Origin of the sequence: Arthrobacter sp. FW306-04-A (genome assembly GCF_044358315.1) — a bacterium.
Classification (GTDB): domain Bacteria; phylum Actinomycetota; class Actinomycetes; order Actinomycetales; family Micrococcaceae; genus Arthrobacter.
In genome coordinates, this window is record NZ_CP084559.1 from 2,673,822 (window position 1) to 2,689,454 (window position 15,633).

The 15,633-nt window shown below is 62.7% G+C and carries 14 protein-coding genes and 1 tRNA gene; 7 read left to right on the plus strand and 8 right to left on the minus strand.

What is annotated here, in order from left to right; genetic code table 11:
* Positions 1 to 66: 66 nt before the first annotated feature.
* Positions 67 to 1,134 (plus strand): D-2-hydroxyacid dehydrogenase, encoded by a 1,068-nt coding sequence (locus tag LFT43_RS12260; RefSeq protein WP_395797133.1) that lies wholly within the window; start codon positions 67 to 69, stop codon positions 1,132 to 1,134.
* Between the two features lie 171 nt (positions 1,135 to 1,305).
* Here the strand turns inward: LFT43_RS12260 and LFT43_RS12265 are convergent, their stop codons facing one another.
* The 7 genes from LFT43_RS12265 to LFT43_RS12295 form a co-directional block, all read right to left on the minus strand.
* A complete protein-coding gene (locus LFT43_RS12265; RefSeq protein ID WP_395797135.1) occupies positions 1,306 to 2,661 on the minus strand; it encodes an MFS transporter in 1,356 nt (451 codons plus the stop codon).
* Positions 2,662 to 2,815: 154 nt separating this feature from the next.
* On the minus strand, positions 2,816 to 3,613 hold the full coding sequence (locus LFT43_RS12270; protein ID WP_395797137.1) for an IclR family transcriptional regulator: 798 nt from the start codon (positions 3,611 to 3,613) through the stop codon (positions 2,816 to 2,818).
* Between the two features lie 291 nt (positions 3,614 to 3,904).
* Entirely contained in the window at positions 3,905 to 4,429 is a 525-nt protein-coding gene (locus tag LFT43_RS12275) for a methyltransferase family protein (protein WP_395797139.1), read from the minus strand.
* Between the two features lie 116 nt (positions 4,430 to 4,545).
* Positions 4,546 to 4,621 (minus strand) — tRNA-Val (locus LFT43_RS12280).
* Between the two features lie 56 nt (positions 4,622 to 4,677).
* Positions 4,678 to 5,634: an NAD-dependent protein deacetylase gene (locus tag LFT43_RS12285; protein ID WP_395797141.1), complete on the minus strand. Its 957-nt coding sequence runs from the start codon at positions 5,632 to 5,634 to the stop codon at positions 4,678 to 4,680.
* A gap of 5 nt (positions 5,635 to 5,639) precedes the next feature.
* Complete coding sequence (locus LFT43_RS12290) at positions 5,640 to 6,143, minus strand: peroxiredoxin (protein ID WP_395797143.1); 504 nt, start codon at positions 6,141 to 6,143, stop codon at positions 5,640 to 5,642.
* A complete protein-coding gene (locus LFT43_RS12295) occupies positions 6,140 to 6,562 on the minus strand; it encodes a DUF3052 domain-containing protein (RefSeq protein ID WP_059387755.1) in 423 nt (140 codons plus the stop codon). The genes LFT43_RS12290 and LFT43_RS12295 overlap by 4 nt, the downstream gene beginning before the upstream one ends.
* A 388-nt stretch (positions 6,563 to 6,950) precedes the next feature.
* Between LFT43_RS12295 and aceE the strand changes: the two genes are divergently transcribed.
* From aceE to fabF, 6 genes are all read left to right on the plus strand, one after another.
* Entirely contained in the window at positions 6,951 to 9,719 is a 2,769-nt protein-coding gene (gene aceE / locus LFT43_RS12300; protein WP_395797146.1) for a pyruvate dehydrogenase (acetyl-transferring), homodimeric type, read from the plus strand.
* Between the two features lie 190 nt (positions 9,720 to 9,909).
* Entirely contained in the window at positions 9,910 to 11,154 is a 1,245-nt protein-coding gene (locus LFT43_RS12305) for a PucR family transcriptional regulator (RefSeq protein ID WP_395797148.1), read from the plus strand.
* An 88-nt stretch (positions 11,155 to 11,242) separates the two neighbouring features.
* Complete coding sequence (locus LFT43_RS12310) at positions 11,243 to 12,172, plus strand: ACP S-malonyltransferase (protein ID WP_395797150.1); 930 nt, start codon at positions 11,243 to 11,245, stop codon at positions 12,170 to 12,172.
* Complete coding sequence (locus LFT43_RS12315) at positions 12,169 to 13,230, plus strand: beta-ketoacyl-ACP synthase III (protein ID WP_395797152.1); 1,062 nt, start codon at positions 12,169 to 12,171, stop codon at positions 13,228 to 13,230. Before LFT43_RS12310 ends, LFT43_RS12315 begins: the two co-directional genes overlap by 4 nt.
* 107 nt (positions 13,231 to 13,337) lie before the next feature.
* Positions 13,338 to 13,583 (plus strand): acyl carrier protein, encoded by a 246-nt coding sequence (locus LFT43_RS12320; RefSeq protein WP_395797154.1) that lies wholly within the window; start codon positions 13,338 to 13,340, stop codon positions 13,581 to 13,583.
* Between the two features lie 140 nt (positions 13,584 to 13,723).
* Positions 13,724 to 14,959 carry a beta-ketoacyl-ACP synthase II gene (gene fabF, locus LFT43_RS12325; RefSeq protein WP_395797156.1) on the plus strand — a complete coding sequence of 412 codons (1,236 nt, stop codon included), beginning with the start codon at positions 13,724 to 13,726 and terminating at the stop codon, positions 14,957 to 14,959.
* Between the two features lie 134 nt (positions 14,960 to 15,093).
* On the opposite strand, the gene LFT43_RS12330 is transcribed toward fabF, so the two are convergent.
* Positions 15,094 to 15,597, minus strand: a complete 504-nt coding sequence (locus tag LFT43_RS12330; protein WP_265980849.1) for a DUF3145 domain-containing protein — start codon at positions 15,595 to 15,597, stop codon at positions 15,094 to 15,096.
* Between the last annotated feature and the right edge of the window lie 36 nt (positions 15,598 to 15,633).

Consider the following 15,633-nt stretch of genomic DNA (forward strand, 5'->3'; position numbering starts at 1 on the left):
GTTTGCACCTCACTTCTTTGTGGTTCATATTTCAAAAACTGTTCAATATCCTAGCCTCAATTCAGTATGATGAACACTATGACGACTGATGAACTTACCATCGCGATCGCAGTCCCGCTCGAAGCTGAGCATGTGGAGCGTATCCGAGCAGTAGATCCCGCCATTACTGTCCTTTACGAACCGGATCTAATTCCCCCGGAACGCTTCCCGGCCGACCATTCCGGCGATCCGGATTTCAAGCGCACTCCGGAACAAGAGGACCGCTACTGGTCCATGCTGAACAAGGCACAGGTCCTTTACGGTTTCCCCAATGAGAACCCGGCCGGACTGGCCCGCATCGCCCGGAGCAACCCGCACCTGCAGTGGATCCACGCCATGGCCGCTGGCGCCGGTGGCGCCGTCAAGGCTTCCGGCCTCGACAGCGAGACTCTGCAGAAGTTCAAGGTGACCACCTCCGCAGGCGTACACGCGCTCCCCCTTGCCGAGTTCGCCGCCCTAGGCATCCTCAACGGATTCAAACGCAGCGCGGAACTCGCGCAGGACCAGGCTGCCAAGGTCTGGCCCGAGCTGCGCACCCCCACCAAACTTGTGAACGGCTCGAACCTGGTCATCACGGGCCTCGGCGAGATCGGCATGGAAACCGCCCGCATCGCCCGCGCACTGGGCATGAAGGTCAGCGGAACCAAGCGGAACGTCGAAACCATCGAGGGAATCGACGAGGTGGCAGACAACCACGGCCTAGCCGGGCTCCTCGCTTCGGCCGACGCCGTCGTGAACACCCTCCCCGGTACGCCGTACACGGAGAACCTCTTCAACCACGACGTTTTCTCGGCAATGAAGCCCGGAACGGTCTTTGTCAACGTTGGCCGTGGAACCGTGGTTGATGAGGAGGCCCTCCTCGAAGCCCTGGAAAACGGCCAGGTGTCCTACGCATGCCTGGACGTCTTCGCCGTGGAGCCGCTCCCCCAAGACAGCCCACTGTGGAACCATCCCAAGGTCATGGTCTCCCCACACACCTCGGCACTCAGCGCCGCCGAGAACCGCCTCATCGCCGAGCGCTTCGTCAGCAACCTGCGCACGTTCCTCGACGGCGGCGAGCTCCCCCACCTTGTGGACACGGTGCACTTCTACTAAACCGCCAACAACTCAGCGCCAAACCTAGCGGCCTCTCCTGTGTTCCGGAGGGGCCGCTTTGTTGTACTGCGCCACTCTGATCGGAAGTGCCCTACTTAACGCAAAGCGGCGGCCCCCTCCTTACCCGGAGGGGGCCGCCGCTGCTTGCGCACGTCGGGGAGCGGGACCGGCTTACTTAGCGTCCTCCAGCGACAGGAGGTCGCGGCCGACCGTTTCCGGTGTGAAGAACGTCGTGATGAACGAAATCAGTGCCAGGACCAGCGAGTAGACCGCCAGAACCACCCACGAGTTGCCCGTCGCAGCCAAGAGTGCAACACCAACGAGGGGCACGAGTCCGCCGGCCAGGACAGCCGACAGTTCGCGGCTCAATGCCACACCGGTGAACCGGTATTGTGAGCCGAAGAGCTCGGGCAGCAGGGGGCACTGCGGGCCAAGCATCGACTGCACGCCAAGGGCGATGCCGACAACCATGACGGCCCATACGAGGGTCACGTTGCCGAGGGTCACCAGGTAGAAGGCGGGAATCGCGAAGATTGCCTGGAACAGCGCCCCGTAGCGGTAAACCTTGACGCGACCAATACGGTCAGACAGGGCGCCGAAAGTGACCACCATGACGGCGGCAAATCCGGCGGCTATCAGCAGGCCGACCGGGCCGATGAACTTGTCGCCAGGGAAGACGCCTTCCTTGACGGACATGAAGGAGATGAGCAGCGCCGAGTAGATCGAAGAGTTGCCGTTCTCGCCCATGCGAAGACCGATGCCCACCAACACATTTTTCTTGGAGTGCTTCCAGAGCTCACCGACGGGGTTCTTCACCACATTCTTGTGCTTCTCAAGCTCCTGGAACACCGGAGTTTCCTTCAGCCTGAGACGGATGAAAACGGCCACGATGATCAGGATGAAGCTGGCGAGGAAAGGCACACGCCACAGCCAGCCTTCAAGCACGCTTTTGTTAGCCATGCCAATCAGTGCAAAGGTGCCGGCGCCAAGAAGGGTTCCGAGCTGGATGCCAACGAACGGCAGCGAAGCGAAGTAGCCGCGGCGCTTGGGCGGAGCAACTTCGGAGATCAGCGTTGTTGCGCCTGCCTGCTCGGCTCCAGCGCCGAGGCCCTGGATGATACGGAGCACCACGAGCAGAACAGCGCCGAGCATGCCGGCCTGTTCGAACGTCGGCAGCAGGCCGATGGCGAAACTGGCAAGGCCCATCATGCCGATGGTCATCAGGAGGACCATCTTGCGGCCGAAGCGGTCTCCGATGAAGCCGAAAAAGATACCACCGAAGGGCCGCGCCGCGAATCCAACGCCATAGGTTGCGAACGACGCGATCAATGCGCCACTTTCGCCCAAGGGCTTGAAGAATAGCGGTCCGAAGATCAGGGCCGAAGCCAGACCGTAAATGTAGAAGTCGTAGTACTCCAGAGCGGATCCTACGGAGCTGGCTAGAGTTGCCCTTCGCAGTTGTTCCGGCTCAACTACTGCGCCGTCCATTTCAGCAAGCTTTGTCTTAGTACGAGTTGTCACAAGCACTCCCTCAAGAACACTCCAGACCCCCGTTGGTCTGGCGAGATAGCGTCAGCCGCCATGGCGTGACTCACTATAGTGAACAGAGTACAGCACGTTGGACAAGTTTCAAATGGTGTAATCAGATTTATTTATGACCCTCGCCGCGCGACAAGATGAGCTAGCCCATCGGGTTGCCCAGCGAGTGAGCGAGCTCCTTGAGCTCCTTCACCATCAGGGCAGCCTGCTCCTCGGAAAAGGTGGCCTTGAGGGCAGTCACCGAGAGACCGAGGCTGGGGCCATGTGCCCCATGGGTAGGAACGGGCACGGCAAGGCAAACCACGCCGAGGGTGGATTCCTCGTCCTCCAAGGCATAACCCCGTTTGCGGATCGCAACCACCTGGGCCTTGAGCTCAGCAGCGCTGCGGAGGGACTTGGGAGTCATGACAGGAAGCTCCACATCATCCGGGAACATCGCCTCGATGTCATGGTCGTGAAGCTGTGCCAAAAGCACCTTGCCGACGGCACTCAGGGAAAGCGGCATCTTGTCGCCAATGTTTGAGGTAAGCCGGACGGCCGGGTGCCCTTCGTAACGAGCCAGGTAAATGATGTGATCGCCGTCGATCATCGCGATCCGCACTGTTTCCCCAGACAGTGTCGGCGCCTGCTCGCAAAACTTGTAGAACTCTTGGACTTCATCGAGCCGGCTGAGGTACGCGGCACCAAGTTCAACCAACTTCCGGCCAAGGGAAAAGTCGGCACCTTCGCGGGTAATAAGCCGGGCTTGCTCGAGGGCAAGCAGCAGGTTTGAGGTGGAAGATTTCGGAATCCCCAGCTCCCTCGCAAGGTCACTGAGTGTCAGCCGACCCGAAGGAGCCTCAGCCAAGGCGTCCAATACCGCCGCTGCGCGAGTCACAGCCGGCGCTGGCGAGGAGCTCCCCAAGCCATCGGCGGAACGGGGGGTGCGGGAATCGGCCATGATTCTCCTTCGCGATAGTGCGTCTGGCGCAGAGTGGGCGCGTGCTGGCCAGAAGAAATGCTGCCTAGGCAGCGGAACTCCGATCCGCGGCAATCACGCTTGTTCAATCCACTGAACAAATACCATCATAGTGGCTCAGCGCTGGAAGGATCCTCCCGGACGAAGGGCGCGCTTCCTTTCCATATCCAGAAATTCTCTGTATATTCATCTTTGAGCTCTCCACCGCGGCATCCCCCAATAGTCGCGGTGGAGAGCTCTTCCAATTCCCCGCAGCGGAACGGGTCCAGAGCGCTAGCTCTGCTGCCAAGGCGTGAGCCGCGGCAGCCAGCGCGGGACGTTGGCGCAGTAGTCCTCATACTCGGCTCCGAATTTACGAACCAGAGCCGGCTCCTCATACAACCTGACGAAGGCCACCACGGGAACGGCACCCAGCGCCGCCAGGACGAACAGCTTCGGCTGTCCCAGTAAGAGGCCCTGTCCGGTCACGGCGGCCCCAATGGCCACGTAGATGGGGTTCCGCACGAACCTGTAGAACCCACTGACCACGAGGTTCTTCGGTGGTGCAAAAGGTGCCGGCGTGCCCAGTCCTTCGAGTGCGAAACGTACAAACGAATCGGTGATCACCGCCGTGCCTGCGCCAATCAGCAGGACTCCAGCGCACTGGGCAACCAGCCCTCCCGGCACGGGCTCCTGCACTTTCCAGCGGGTCACCACCCACGGCAACAGGCCTGCAACGGTTGCCGGGGCGACGGCGAACACCGTCGTGCCAATGGCCGCCAGCCTCTTTTCACGCGCCGCATCTCCAGACGCTGTCATGCGACCATTCTGAACCGCCCAACGATGGGCGGCAAGCACCAGCCCACACGCATCTTTGAGCAAAAACAAAAAGAGCCCCTGAGCTGCGTTTTCGCAGCTCAGGGGCTCTTTCCATTTGGTGGGTCCTACCGGGATCGAACCGATGACATCCACGGTGTAAACGTGGCGCTCTACCAGCTGAGCTAAAGACCCAAACACTGATTTCAACGCCTTCGGCGCTTCAACCAACGAACATGTACTCTACCGGATCATTCGCCCGTAATACCAATCCGCGAATCCGCGGACAATAGATCGGGAAGTTCGGCAGCAAGCCACGCTAGAGCGCCGCTGACCCCGGCTTCCACTTTGAGGCTCGCGAACCCGTCCCCTCGGGTCGGTCCTCGGTTGATGATCACCACAGGTTTGCCGAGTTTGGCCGCATGCCTCACGAACCTCAACCCGCTCATGACCGTCAAGGAAGACCCCGCCACTAGCAGGGCCCCGGCCTCGTCCACCATCGAATAGGCGCGCTGCACCCTATCCTTGGGCACATTTTCGCCGAAGTACACGAAGTCAGGCTTGAGCGTTCCCCCGCAAACGGGGCAAACGGCGACGACGAACGATCGAATGAGCTCGGGATCCTCCACTGAGGCATCGGCGTCAGGCGCCATTTCCACCACGCCGGAAGCTTGGGCGGCCTCCAGAAATCCTGGATTGATTTCCTCAAGGATCGACGCGACGAGCCTTCGAGTGAAGACGTGTCCCCCGTCAAGGCAAATCACGCGATCGTAGCGGCCGTGCAAGTCCACGACGTTCATGCTGCCTGCGTCCTCGTGCAGCCGGTCCACGTTCTGCGTGATGAGTCCGGTGATCAGCCCGCGGCGCTCGAGGAGCGCGACGGCGGCATGCCCGGCATTGGGGTCCGCATGGCGGAGGTGGGACCATCCAAGGTGGTTCCTCGCCCAGTATCGACGCCGGTTGACGGAGCTTCCGATGAACTCCTGGAAGGTCATGGGATTCCGTGGCACAGCTCCCGGACCCCGATAGTCGGGGATTCCGGAGTCTGTGCTCAAGCCGGCACCTGTCAGAACTGCAAGACGTCTGCCCCCGAGAATCCTCGCGGCTTGGTGGAGAGCTTCGAGCTCATCCGCGTCCAATCCAACGGTGTCGGCCGGCGGCAGAACGGCAAAGCCAGTCATTCCGACGCCGGGCCGTTGGGTGCTCATCGGCGCTAGGCCTGGCCCAGTGCGGACAATGCCTCGCGATATTCCGCTAGATCGCGTGCTTGGCCGCGCGGGTTGACGACTACATACCGGACAATACCCGCGGCATCAATGATGAACGTACCCCTCAAGGACATGCCGGTAGCGGAGTCAAAAACCCCATACCTTTCGGCAGCTGCCCCGTGCGGCCAGAAGTCGGCCAGGAGATCAAAGTCGTAGCTTTCTTTTTCCGCGTAGGCCCGCAAAGCAAACTTGCTGTCAACCGATATGCCAAGGACGGTGGCGTTGGCGTGTTCGAAAATACCGAGATTGTCACGGATCTCACACAGTTCCCCTGTGCAGATTCCGGAGAAGGCGAAGGGATAGAAGACAAGAACCACGTTGCGGCCGCGAAGGCCGGACAAGCGAACTGGTTCCCCAAACTGGTTTACCAGCTCAAAATCCGGGGCTTCCTGCCCTACAACCGGAACTCCGCGGCGCAGCCCGGCAGGGTCCAACTTGGTGTATGTCACTTGTTCTTCTTGCGTGCCACCAGCCGAGTAGCGCTCCAGTCCTTGGAGACGCCTGCGGAGGTAGTGCAGTGCAATCCCGCCGTAGGAGCAGCGTCCTGAATGTCCGAAGGCGAAACGTAGTTGTCGCGGCCCGATTTAGGAGTCAGAACCCAAACCACACCGCCCTCGCCCAAGGTGGTCAGAGAGTCCACGAGCGCATCGACAAGATCCCCATCGCCGTCGCGCCACCAGAAAATGACCGCATCCACTACCTCGTGATCGTCTTCATCGAGCAGTTCGGAACCCGTGAGTTCCTCAATGTCATCACGCAAATCGAAATCGACGTCATCGTCGTAACCGAGTTCCTGAATCAGATCCCCATCTTTGAAACCCAATCTTTCCGCCACATTTACCGATGTGGCGGCGTCGGCCTCGCTCACGTTTCCTCCTCTTGAAGTGATTTCGATTACTACAAGCCAACACCCTTTGGGCGTGGGCTTCAAGCCATTGTCCCGCGTTCCACCATATTCCGCGCCCCAGCCACGCCTGCAGCCAAGGCAACCGCTGTGACTACAGCTACTCCTGCATACGATGTAACAGCTTGAGTGTGACATACAACGCCTTCGCGACAGCACGGCTACGCATCGCGGCTCCTACAAAGCTACAGTGGCCAGTGAAGACTTTGGCTGCAGGGCAACCGCCCGCCGCGAATAGCGCAGCTTGAGCTCAAGAGAACCTGCCCGGCGCACATGACCGGGCTGTTGTAACCGATATGTCGCACACGCCGCGTTCATGACGGGCAGTTACCCTGCCGGACCTGAGGCGACGATGAATGCGCCAAAAGAGAGGTTGGACGTGGCTGCAGGAGAAGAGACCTCACACATCCTTAGCGGGTTGACTTCCCAGCTGCCTGATCGTGATCCGGAAGAGACTGCCGAGTGGGTTGAGTCTTTGGATGCGTTGATCAGGGAGCAGGGCACGGAGCGGGCGCAGTTCATCATGCGCAGCCTGCTTCAGCGGGCGGGGTCCCAGTCGGTGGGGGTGCCGATGGTGACGACCACCGATTACGTGAACACGATCCCGGCGGACCAGGAAGCGCCGTTCCCGGGCAACGAGGAGTTCGAGCGACGGTACCGGGCGTACATGCGCTGGAACGCGGCCGTGATGGTGCACCGGGCGCAGCGGGCGGACATCGGGGTGGGCGGGCACATCTCGACCTATGCCGGGGCCGCGACCCTGTACGAGGTCGGCTTCAACCATTTCTTCCGCGGCAAGGACCACCCTTCCGGCGGGGACCAGGTGTTCTTCCAGGGCCATGCGTCCCCGGGCATGTACGCGAGGGCGTTCATGGAGGGCCGGCTCTCCGAGGAGGACCTGGACGGGTTCCGGCAGGAGAAGTCCAAGCAAGGCCACGGCCTCTCCTCCTACCCGCACCCGCGCCTGATGCCCGCGTTCTGGGAATTCCCCACCGTGTCCATGGGCATCGGCCCGATGAACGCGATCTACCAGGCCCAGTCCAACCGCTACCTGCACGACCGGGGCCTGAAGGACACCTCCGGCCAGCAGGTCTGGGCGTTCCTGGGCGACGGGGAAATGGACGAGCCCGAGTCCCGCGGCCTGCTCCAGCTCGCCGCGAACGAGAACCTGGACAACCTGAACTTCGTGATCAACTGCAACCTCCAGCGCCTGGACGGGCCGGTCCGGGGCAACGGGAAGATCATGCAGGAACTCGAGGCGTTCTTCCGCGGCGCGGGCTGGAACGTCATCAAGGTCGTCTGGGGCCGGGAATGGGATGAGCTGCTGGCCAGGGACACCGACGGGTCCCTGGTGAAGATCATGAACGAAACCGTGGACGGGGACTACCAGACCTACAAGGCCGAGTCCGGCGGGTTCGTGCGCGAACACTTCTTCGGCAAGACCCCGGCCACCAAGGACCTGGTCGCGGACCTGGACGACAACCAGATCTGGGGCCTCAAACGCGGCGGCCACGACTACCGCAAGGTCTACGCCGCGTACAAGGCCGCGGCCGAGTTCAAGGGCAAACCCACCGTGATCCTGGCCAAGACCGTCAAGGGCTACGGACTCGGACCCCACTTCGAGGGCCGCAACGCGACCCACCAGATGAAGAAACTCACCATGGAAGACCTCAAGGCCTTCCGGGACCACCTGCGCATCCCCATCACCGACGAACAGCTGGACACGGACCTGTACCGGCCCCCGTACTACCACCCCGGCATGGACGCCCCGGAAATCCGGTACATGATGGACCGCCGCGCCGCCCTGGGCGGCCCCGTCCCGGAACGCCGCTCCACCCACACCCCCGTGGTGCTGCCCGAGGCCACCTCCTACGAGGTCGCCAAGCGCGGCTCCGGCAAACAGCAGGCCGCCACCACCATGGCCTTCGTGAGGCTCCTGAAGGACCTCATGCGGGACAAGAACTTCGGCGCCCGCTTCGTCCCGGTCGTCCCGGACGAGTCCCGCACCTTCGGCATGGACGCGTTCTTCCCCACCGCGAAGATCTACAACCCCAAGGGCCAGAACTACCTCTCCGTGGACCGGGACCTCGTCCTGGCCTACAAGGAATCCCCCATGGGCCAGCTCATCCACCCCGGCATCAACGAAGCCGGCGCCGTCGCCGCGTTCACCGCCGCCGGCACCGCCTACGCCACCCACGGCGAACCCCTCGTGCCGATCTACGTGTTCTACTCCATGTTCGGCTTCCAACGCACCGGCGACGCCTTCTGGGCCGCCGCGGACCAGATGACCCGCGGCTTCATCATCGGCGCCACCGCGGGACGGACCACCCTCACCGGCGAAGGACTCCAACACGCCGACGGCCACTCCCCCATCCTGGCCTCCACCAACCCCGCCGTCCTCACCTACGACCCCGCCTACGGCTACGAAATCGGCCACATCATCCGCGACGGACTCCAACGCATGTACGGGGAGCACTCCGAGGACCGGAACCTCATGTACTACCTCACCGTCTACAACGAACCCATCACCCAGCCCGCGGAACCGGAAAACCTCGACACCGAAGGCCTCCTCAAAGGCATCTACCTGCTCGCCCCGGCAAAAACCGACGGACCCCGCGCACAGCTCCTCGCCTCCGGCGTCTCCGTCCCCTGGGCCATCGAAGCCCAGCGGATCCTCGCCCAGGACTGGGGCGTTTCCGCCGACGTCTGGTCCGTGACCTCCTGGAACGAACTCCGCCGCGACGGACTCGCCGCCGAGGAACACGCCTTCCTCAACCCCGGCGAACAACCCCGCACCCCCTTCGTCGCCCGGCAGCTCGCCGGCGCCACCGGACCCGTCATCGCCGTCACCGACTACATGAAAGCCGTCCCGGACCAGATCCGCCAATTCATCCCCAACGAATTCGCCTCCCTCGGCGCCGACGGCTTCGGATTCTCCGACACCCGCCAAGCCGCCCGACGCTACTTCAAAAACGACACCCACTCCATCGTCACCAAAACCCTGCAACTGCTAGCCCGTCGTGGCGAAGTAGATGCCCAGGCTCCGGCCCAGGCAATCGAGAAGTACCGTCTTCTCGATGTCAATGCTGGAACCACCGGCGGTGCAGGCGGCGAAAGCTAAGCCTCGGCGAAGCGAATCAAAGTCAGCAAGACCACGACGGCGGTCCACACCGGAAGGTGCGGGCCGCCGTCGGGCTTTAACAATCGCTTCACACCGCTGCACGGCCGTGACAGTCGCGTGACCCACGCCAAACGCAGTTGTAGCCTTCGCACAAATGGAGCTTGCGGATGATGCGCCGTATGCTCAAGGCATGGCAGAGCCGATTCAAACCCCCGCGAAACGCAAAGCGGCTGCGCGCGCGGTAACACCCGAAAAGGCGGAGACCCTGAAACGGCTCCGCGCCAATGTGGGGCAACTGTCCACCACCACCATGCGCAAGCTGGAGAAATCGCTGCCTTGGTACAGCCGGTTGAGCTCCGACGAACGTTCAGCGCTGGGCTTGGTTGCCCAAAACGGAATCGCGGCTTTCGTGACGTGGTACGAAAGGCCCAGCTCGCCGTCGTGGATCCTGACGGATGTCTTCGGCAATGCTCCCACCGAGCTGACGCGATCCATCAGCCTCCAAAAGGCCCTCCAGTTGATCCGGATCGTGGTTGAGGTGGTGGAAGACCAAGTGCCTGTGATCGCGCCTGAAGCCGACCAGCCTTCCTTGCGCGAAGCGGTCCTGCGCTACTCACGGGAGGTGGCATTCGCGGCCGCGGACGTCTACGCCCGGGCCGCGGAATCGCGCGGTTCCTGGGACACCCGGCTCGAGGCCTTGATTGTCGACGCCATCCTCCGCGGCGAGAACACCGATGCCCTTCGCTCACGCATTGCGGCGCTCGGCTGGAAGGCCCAGGAACGCTTCACTGTGATGGTGGGGAACTCGCCGTCGGAACCGAGCGCAAGCTATGTGAGCGAGTTGCGCCGGACGGCCGGACGCTACGCAGAGGACGCTTTGGTTGGCATCCAAGGCGATCGACTCATCCTTATTCTGGGCGGTGTGCAGGACCGCGATACCGCCTATTTGAAGCTCAGTGAATTGTTCGCCCCGGGCGCTGTGGTCTACGGACCGGAGGCCGGCTCCCTGCTGGAGGCGAGCAGCTCTGCGCAAGCAGCATTCGCCGGACTCACAGCGGCCAAGGCTTGGCCCTCGGCTCCGCGACCGGTAGCCGCAGACGACTTGCTCCCGGAACGGGTAGTCTCCGGCGACGACGCCGCGCGCCGTTCCCTCATCAAGAACATCTACCGGCCGCTGCTTGCCGCCTCCAATGGGCTCGTTGAGACACTGGGCACCTATTTGGAACTCGGCCATTCCCTCGAAGCAACAGCCCGCGAGCTGTTCGTCCATGCAAACACCGTGCGGTATCGTCTCAAGCGCGTCTGCGACGTCACAGGGTGGGATCCGCTCCTCCCCCGGGAGGCTTTTGTGCTCCAAACTGCCCTGGTTGTGGGCAGGCTTTCGGCTCAGCCGAAGGCGACGTCGGAGCGTCACGGTACCCGATCCGCGGGTTGAACCGTTGTAGACTTCCTACAAACTGACCCAGTGAGCTTGGTGTACGCAAACACCAGTAGTTCGCGCGGCAATTTGGAAAGCTGGTTACGTGCTTGCAATCGTCTGCCCTGGACAGGGCTCCCAGACCCCTGGATTTTTGGCCCCTTGGCTGGAGCTCCCTTCCGTAGAAGGCCATTTGGCCTCCCTGAGCGAAATCGCAGGCATCGACCTCAAGGCCCACGGCACCACCTCCGATGAGGAAACCATCAAGGACACCGCGATCGCGCAGCCCTTGATCGTCGCCGCCGGACTTGTGGCTGCGAAGTCGCTGTTCGACGTCGAACTCAGCACACTTCCGATCGTTTTGGCCGGGCACTCGGTCGGTGAGATCACTGCCGCGGCACTTGCGGGTGTCCTCAGCGAGGAAGAAGCCATGTCGTTCGTCCGCGAGCGTGCCAACAACATGGCGGCCGCTGCGGCCGTCACCCCCACCGGGATGAGTGCCGTCGTCGGCGGGGACCCGGCTGAGGTTCTTTCTGCGATTGCGGCCGCGGGCGCAACTCCCGCGAACGTCAATGGCGCCGGGCAAACCGTTGCCGCGGGCACCTTCGAACAACTCCAGGCCCTCGCTGACAACCCGCCGGCCAAGGCCAGGGTCATCCCGCTGAAGGTTGCCGGGGCGTTCCACACCTCCCACATGGCCCCGGCGGTGAATGCGCTTGAAGCCCTTCGGCCTTCGCTCAAGCCGCAGGCCCCCACCGTTCCTTTGCTCTCGAACTTCGACGGCCAGGAAGTCACGGATGGCGGCGCCGCCGTCGAGAGCCTGATCGCCCAGGTCTCACGCCCGGTGCGCTGGGATCTCTGCATGGAGAACCTGGTCCAGCGAGGCGTCACGGGACTCATCGAACTGGCGCCGGCCGGCACCCTGGCGGGGCTCGCCAAGCGCGGCATGCCGGGCGTCAAAACCGTTGCTGTCAAAACCCCGGACGACTTGTCCGCGGCACTTGCCCTTTTCGCGGAACTGGAGGGAGAAGCATGAGCGCCCCCGTACTTAAGCAGGCACCGGCCCGCGATTACTCGCGCATCGTAGGCATCGGGGCATACCGCCCGGACATCATCGTCACCAATGACGACGTCTGCCAGTGGATCGATTCCTCGGACGAATGGATCCGCCAGCGCACCGGAATCGTGACCCGTCACCGTGCAGCTGCCAGTGTCAGCGTCATCGATATGGCCGAGGGAGCTGCCCGCGAGGCACTCAAGCGAGCGGGCATCGAGCCTTCGCAGCTGGGCGCCGTGATCGTTTCCACCGTCACGCACCCGTACGCCACACCGTCCGCAGCTGCCGCGCTCACCGACCGCTTGGGCGCAACCCCGGCACCGGCGTACGACATCTCCGCCGCTTGCGCGGGCTACTGCTACGGCATTGCCCAGGGCGATGCCCTGGTCCGCTCGGGCGCAGCAGAATACGTTTTGGTGGTAGGCGCCGAGAAGCTCTCTGATGTCATCGACAACCACGAGCGAACCATCTCCTTCCTCCTCGGCGACGGAGCAGGCGCAGTGGTCATCGGTCCGTCCGATACGCCCGGTATCGCCCCGTCCGTCTGGGGGTCGGATGGAAGCAAGTGGAACGCGATCGGCATGACGCATTCCCTCGACGACGTCCGCACTCTTGGCGAGACTGCCCGCCATTCGGATGAATCCGATGATCAGGCCATTATTTCCGCAGCACAGGATGTTTGGCCGACACTCCGCCAGGACGGCCAGACGGTCTTCCGCTGGGCGGTCTGGGAAATGGCGAAGGTGGCCCAGCAAGCCCTCGACGCCGCCGGGATAGAAGCCTCGGATCTTGCAGCCTTTGTCCCCCACCAAGCGAACATGCGGATCATCGATGAGATGGTCAAGAAGCTCAAGCTCCCTGAGACCGTTGTGGTTGCGCGCGATATCGCGGATGCCGGCAACACCTCTGCCGCTTCCATTCCGCTGGCCACGCACCGTCTTTTGCAAGAGAACCCCGGACTCAGCGGGGGCCTCGCCTTGCAGATCGGATTCGGTGCCGGCTTGGTCTTTGGTGCCCAGGTAATCGTTCTTCCGTAGTTTGGAGAGCTTCACCCCCAATTGAATAGTTCTTTGAAACCCAAGCCGTATCCGCGGTTTGCCCCCATTTCCGGTAATAGCCGGCACAACAAGAAAAGGAGCCAACAATGGCTAGCAACGAAGAAATCCTGGCCGGCCTGGCTGAAATCGTGAACGAAGAGACCGGCCTCGCCACCGAATCCGTGGAGCTGGACAAGTCCTTCACCGAGGACCTGGACATCGACTCCATCTCCATGATGACCATCGTCGTCAACGCTGAAGAGAAGTTCGGTGTCCGCATCCCGGACGAAGAGGTCAAGAACCTCAAGACCGTCGGCGACGCCGTCAACTTCATCTCGAACGCACAGGCCTAGCCTGGCCTCAACTGTGCCGGACTTCGGGTGCGCCCTGTTGCATCCGAAGCCCGGCACAGCTGCTATATCTCCCAGAGTTTTTTCCTGCCTCCCCAGTGAGAACAGCACGTGGGTTGGCTGATCCGACAGAGAGTGACCTCATGGCACGCAAAGTAGTCATAACCGGTCTGGGTGCCACAACGCCCATCGGCGGCGACGTCCCCACGATGTGGAAGAACGCGCTCAAAGGGGTCTCCGGTGCCCACACACTCGAGGACGAGTGGGTTGCCAAGTATGACCTTCCGGTCCACTTTGCCGCCCGGTGCTCGACGCCGGCCCTCCAGGTCCTGAGCCGCGTTGAAGCCAAGCGCATGGACCCGTCCACGCAATTCGGTGTCATCGCCGCACGCGAGGCCTGGGCAGATTCGGGTATCACCGAAATCGACCACGATCGCCTTGCCGTGGCTTTCGCTACGGGTATCGGCGGCGTCTGGACGCTCCTGGACGCTTGGGACACGCTGCGGGAAAAAGGACCCCGCCGGGTCCTGCCCATGACGGTCCCCATGCTCATGCCGAACGGCGTCGCCGCTGCGGTCAGCCTTGACCTTGGTGCCCGTGCCGGTGCGCACACCCCGGTTTCTGCATGCGCTTCCGGCACCGAAGCCTTGCACCTCGGCCTGGATCTCATCCGCTCGGGCAAAGCCGACGTGGTCGTGTGCGGCGGTGCGGAAGCCGCCATCCACCCGATGCCACTCGCTGCGTTTTCCTCGATGCAGGCCCTCTCCCGCCGCAATGACGATCCCGAGCACGCTTCGCGGCCGTACGACCGCGACCGCGACGGCTTTGTCATGGGTGAAGGCGCGGGCGCCCTGGTCCTGGAGGCCGAAGAACACGCCATCGCCCGCGGTGCGCGCATCTACGCTGAGCTCGCCGGTACGTCGGTCACGGCCGACGCTTACCACATCACCGCTCCGGACCCGGAGGGTCTGGGCGCTACCCGCGCTTTGAAGGCTGCCATGTTCGATGGCCGGATCCAGGCCGAGGACGTCGTACACGTCAACGCCCACGCCACGTCCACGCCGGTGGGCGACAAGCCCGAGTACACGGCGCTCCGTGCCGCCCTGGGCACGCACGTCGACAATGTGGCGGTCTCTGCTACAAAGTCCCAGATGGGCCACCTGTTGGGTGCTTCAGGGGCCGTGGAAGCCGTACTGACGGTGCTCGCGGTCTACGAACGCCAGGCTCCGTTGACCATCAACCTCGAAAACCAGGATCCGGAGATCCCGCTCGACGTCGTCACTTCGGCACGCAAGCTGCCTGCCGGGGACATCGTTGCGTTGAGCAACTCCTTCGGCTTCGGTGGCCACAACGCCGTCATCGCCGTCCGCAACGTCTGACGGCTTCCTGCCAGCTCGGCGCACAATCGGTGCACAAGAGGAGGGCCCCACCACGGTGGGGCCCTCCTCTTTGCTATGGAAATGCTGTCTTTGCTCCTTCCCGCCGGCTGCCAGCGGAGCTTAGCCGGCGGGGCTTAGCCGACCTGGTGGAGCCAGCGGACAGGTGCGCCTTCGGCAGCGTGGCGGAAAGGCTCGAGTTCTTCGTCCCAGGCCTCGCCGAGCGCCAAGGAAAGCTCGTGATACACAGCCGCAGGGTCCCCTGCCGCCGACTCATAGGCGTAACGAATGCGGTCCTCGGTGACCATGATGTTGCCATGGACGTCCGTGACGGCATGGAAAATGCCGAGCTCCGGCGTGTGGGACCAACGCGCACCGTCCACGCCTTGGCTGGGCTCCTCGGTGACTTCGTAGCGAAGGTGCGCCCACCCACGCAAGGCCGACGCCAGTTGCGCGCCTGTTCCCGGGACTCCTGCCCATGACAATTCGGCGCGGAACATTCCGGGCGCGGCTGGTTGAGGGGTCCACTCTAGATCGGTCCGCTTGTCAACGACCGATCCGATGGCCCACTCAACGTGAGGGCACAACGCGGTAGGGGCTGAATGCACAAACAGGACACCGCGGGTTGTTGCAACAGACATTCCATCCTCCATAGCTGTAGGTACGTCTTCCCCAAC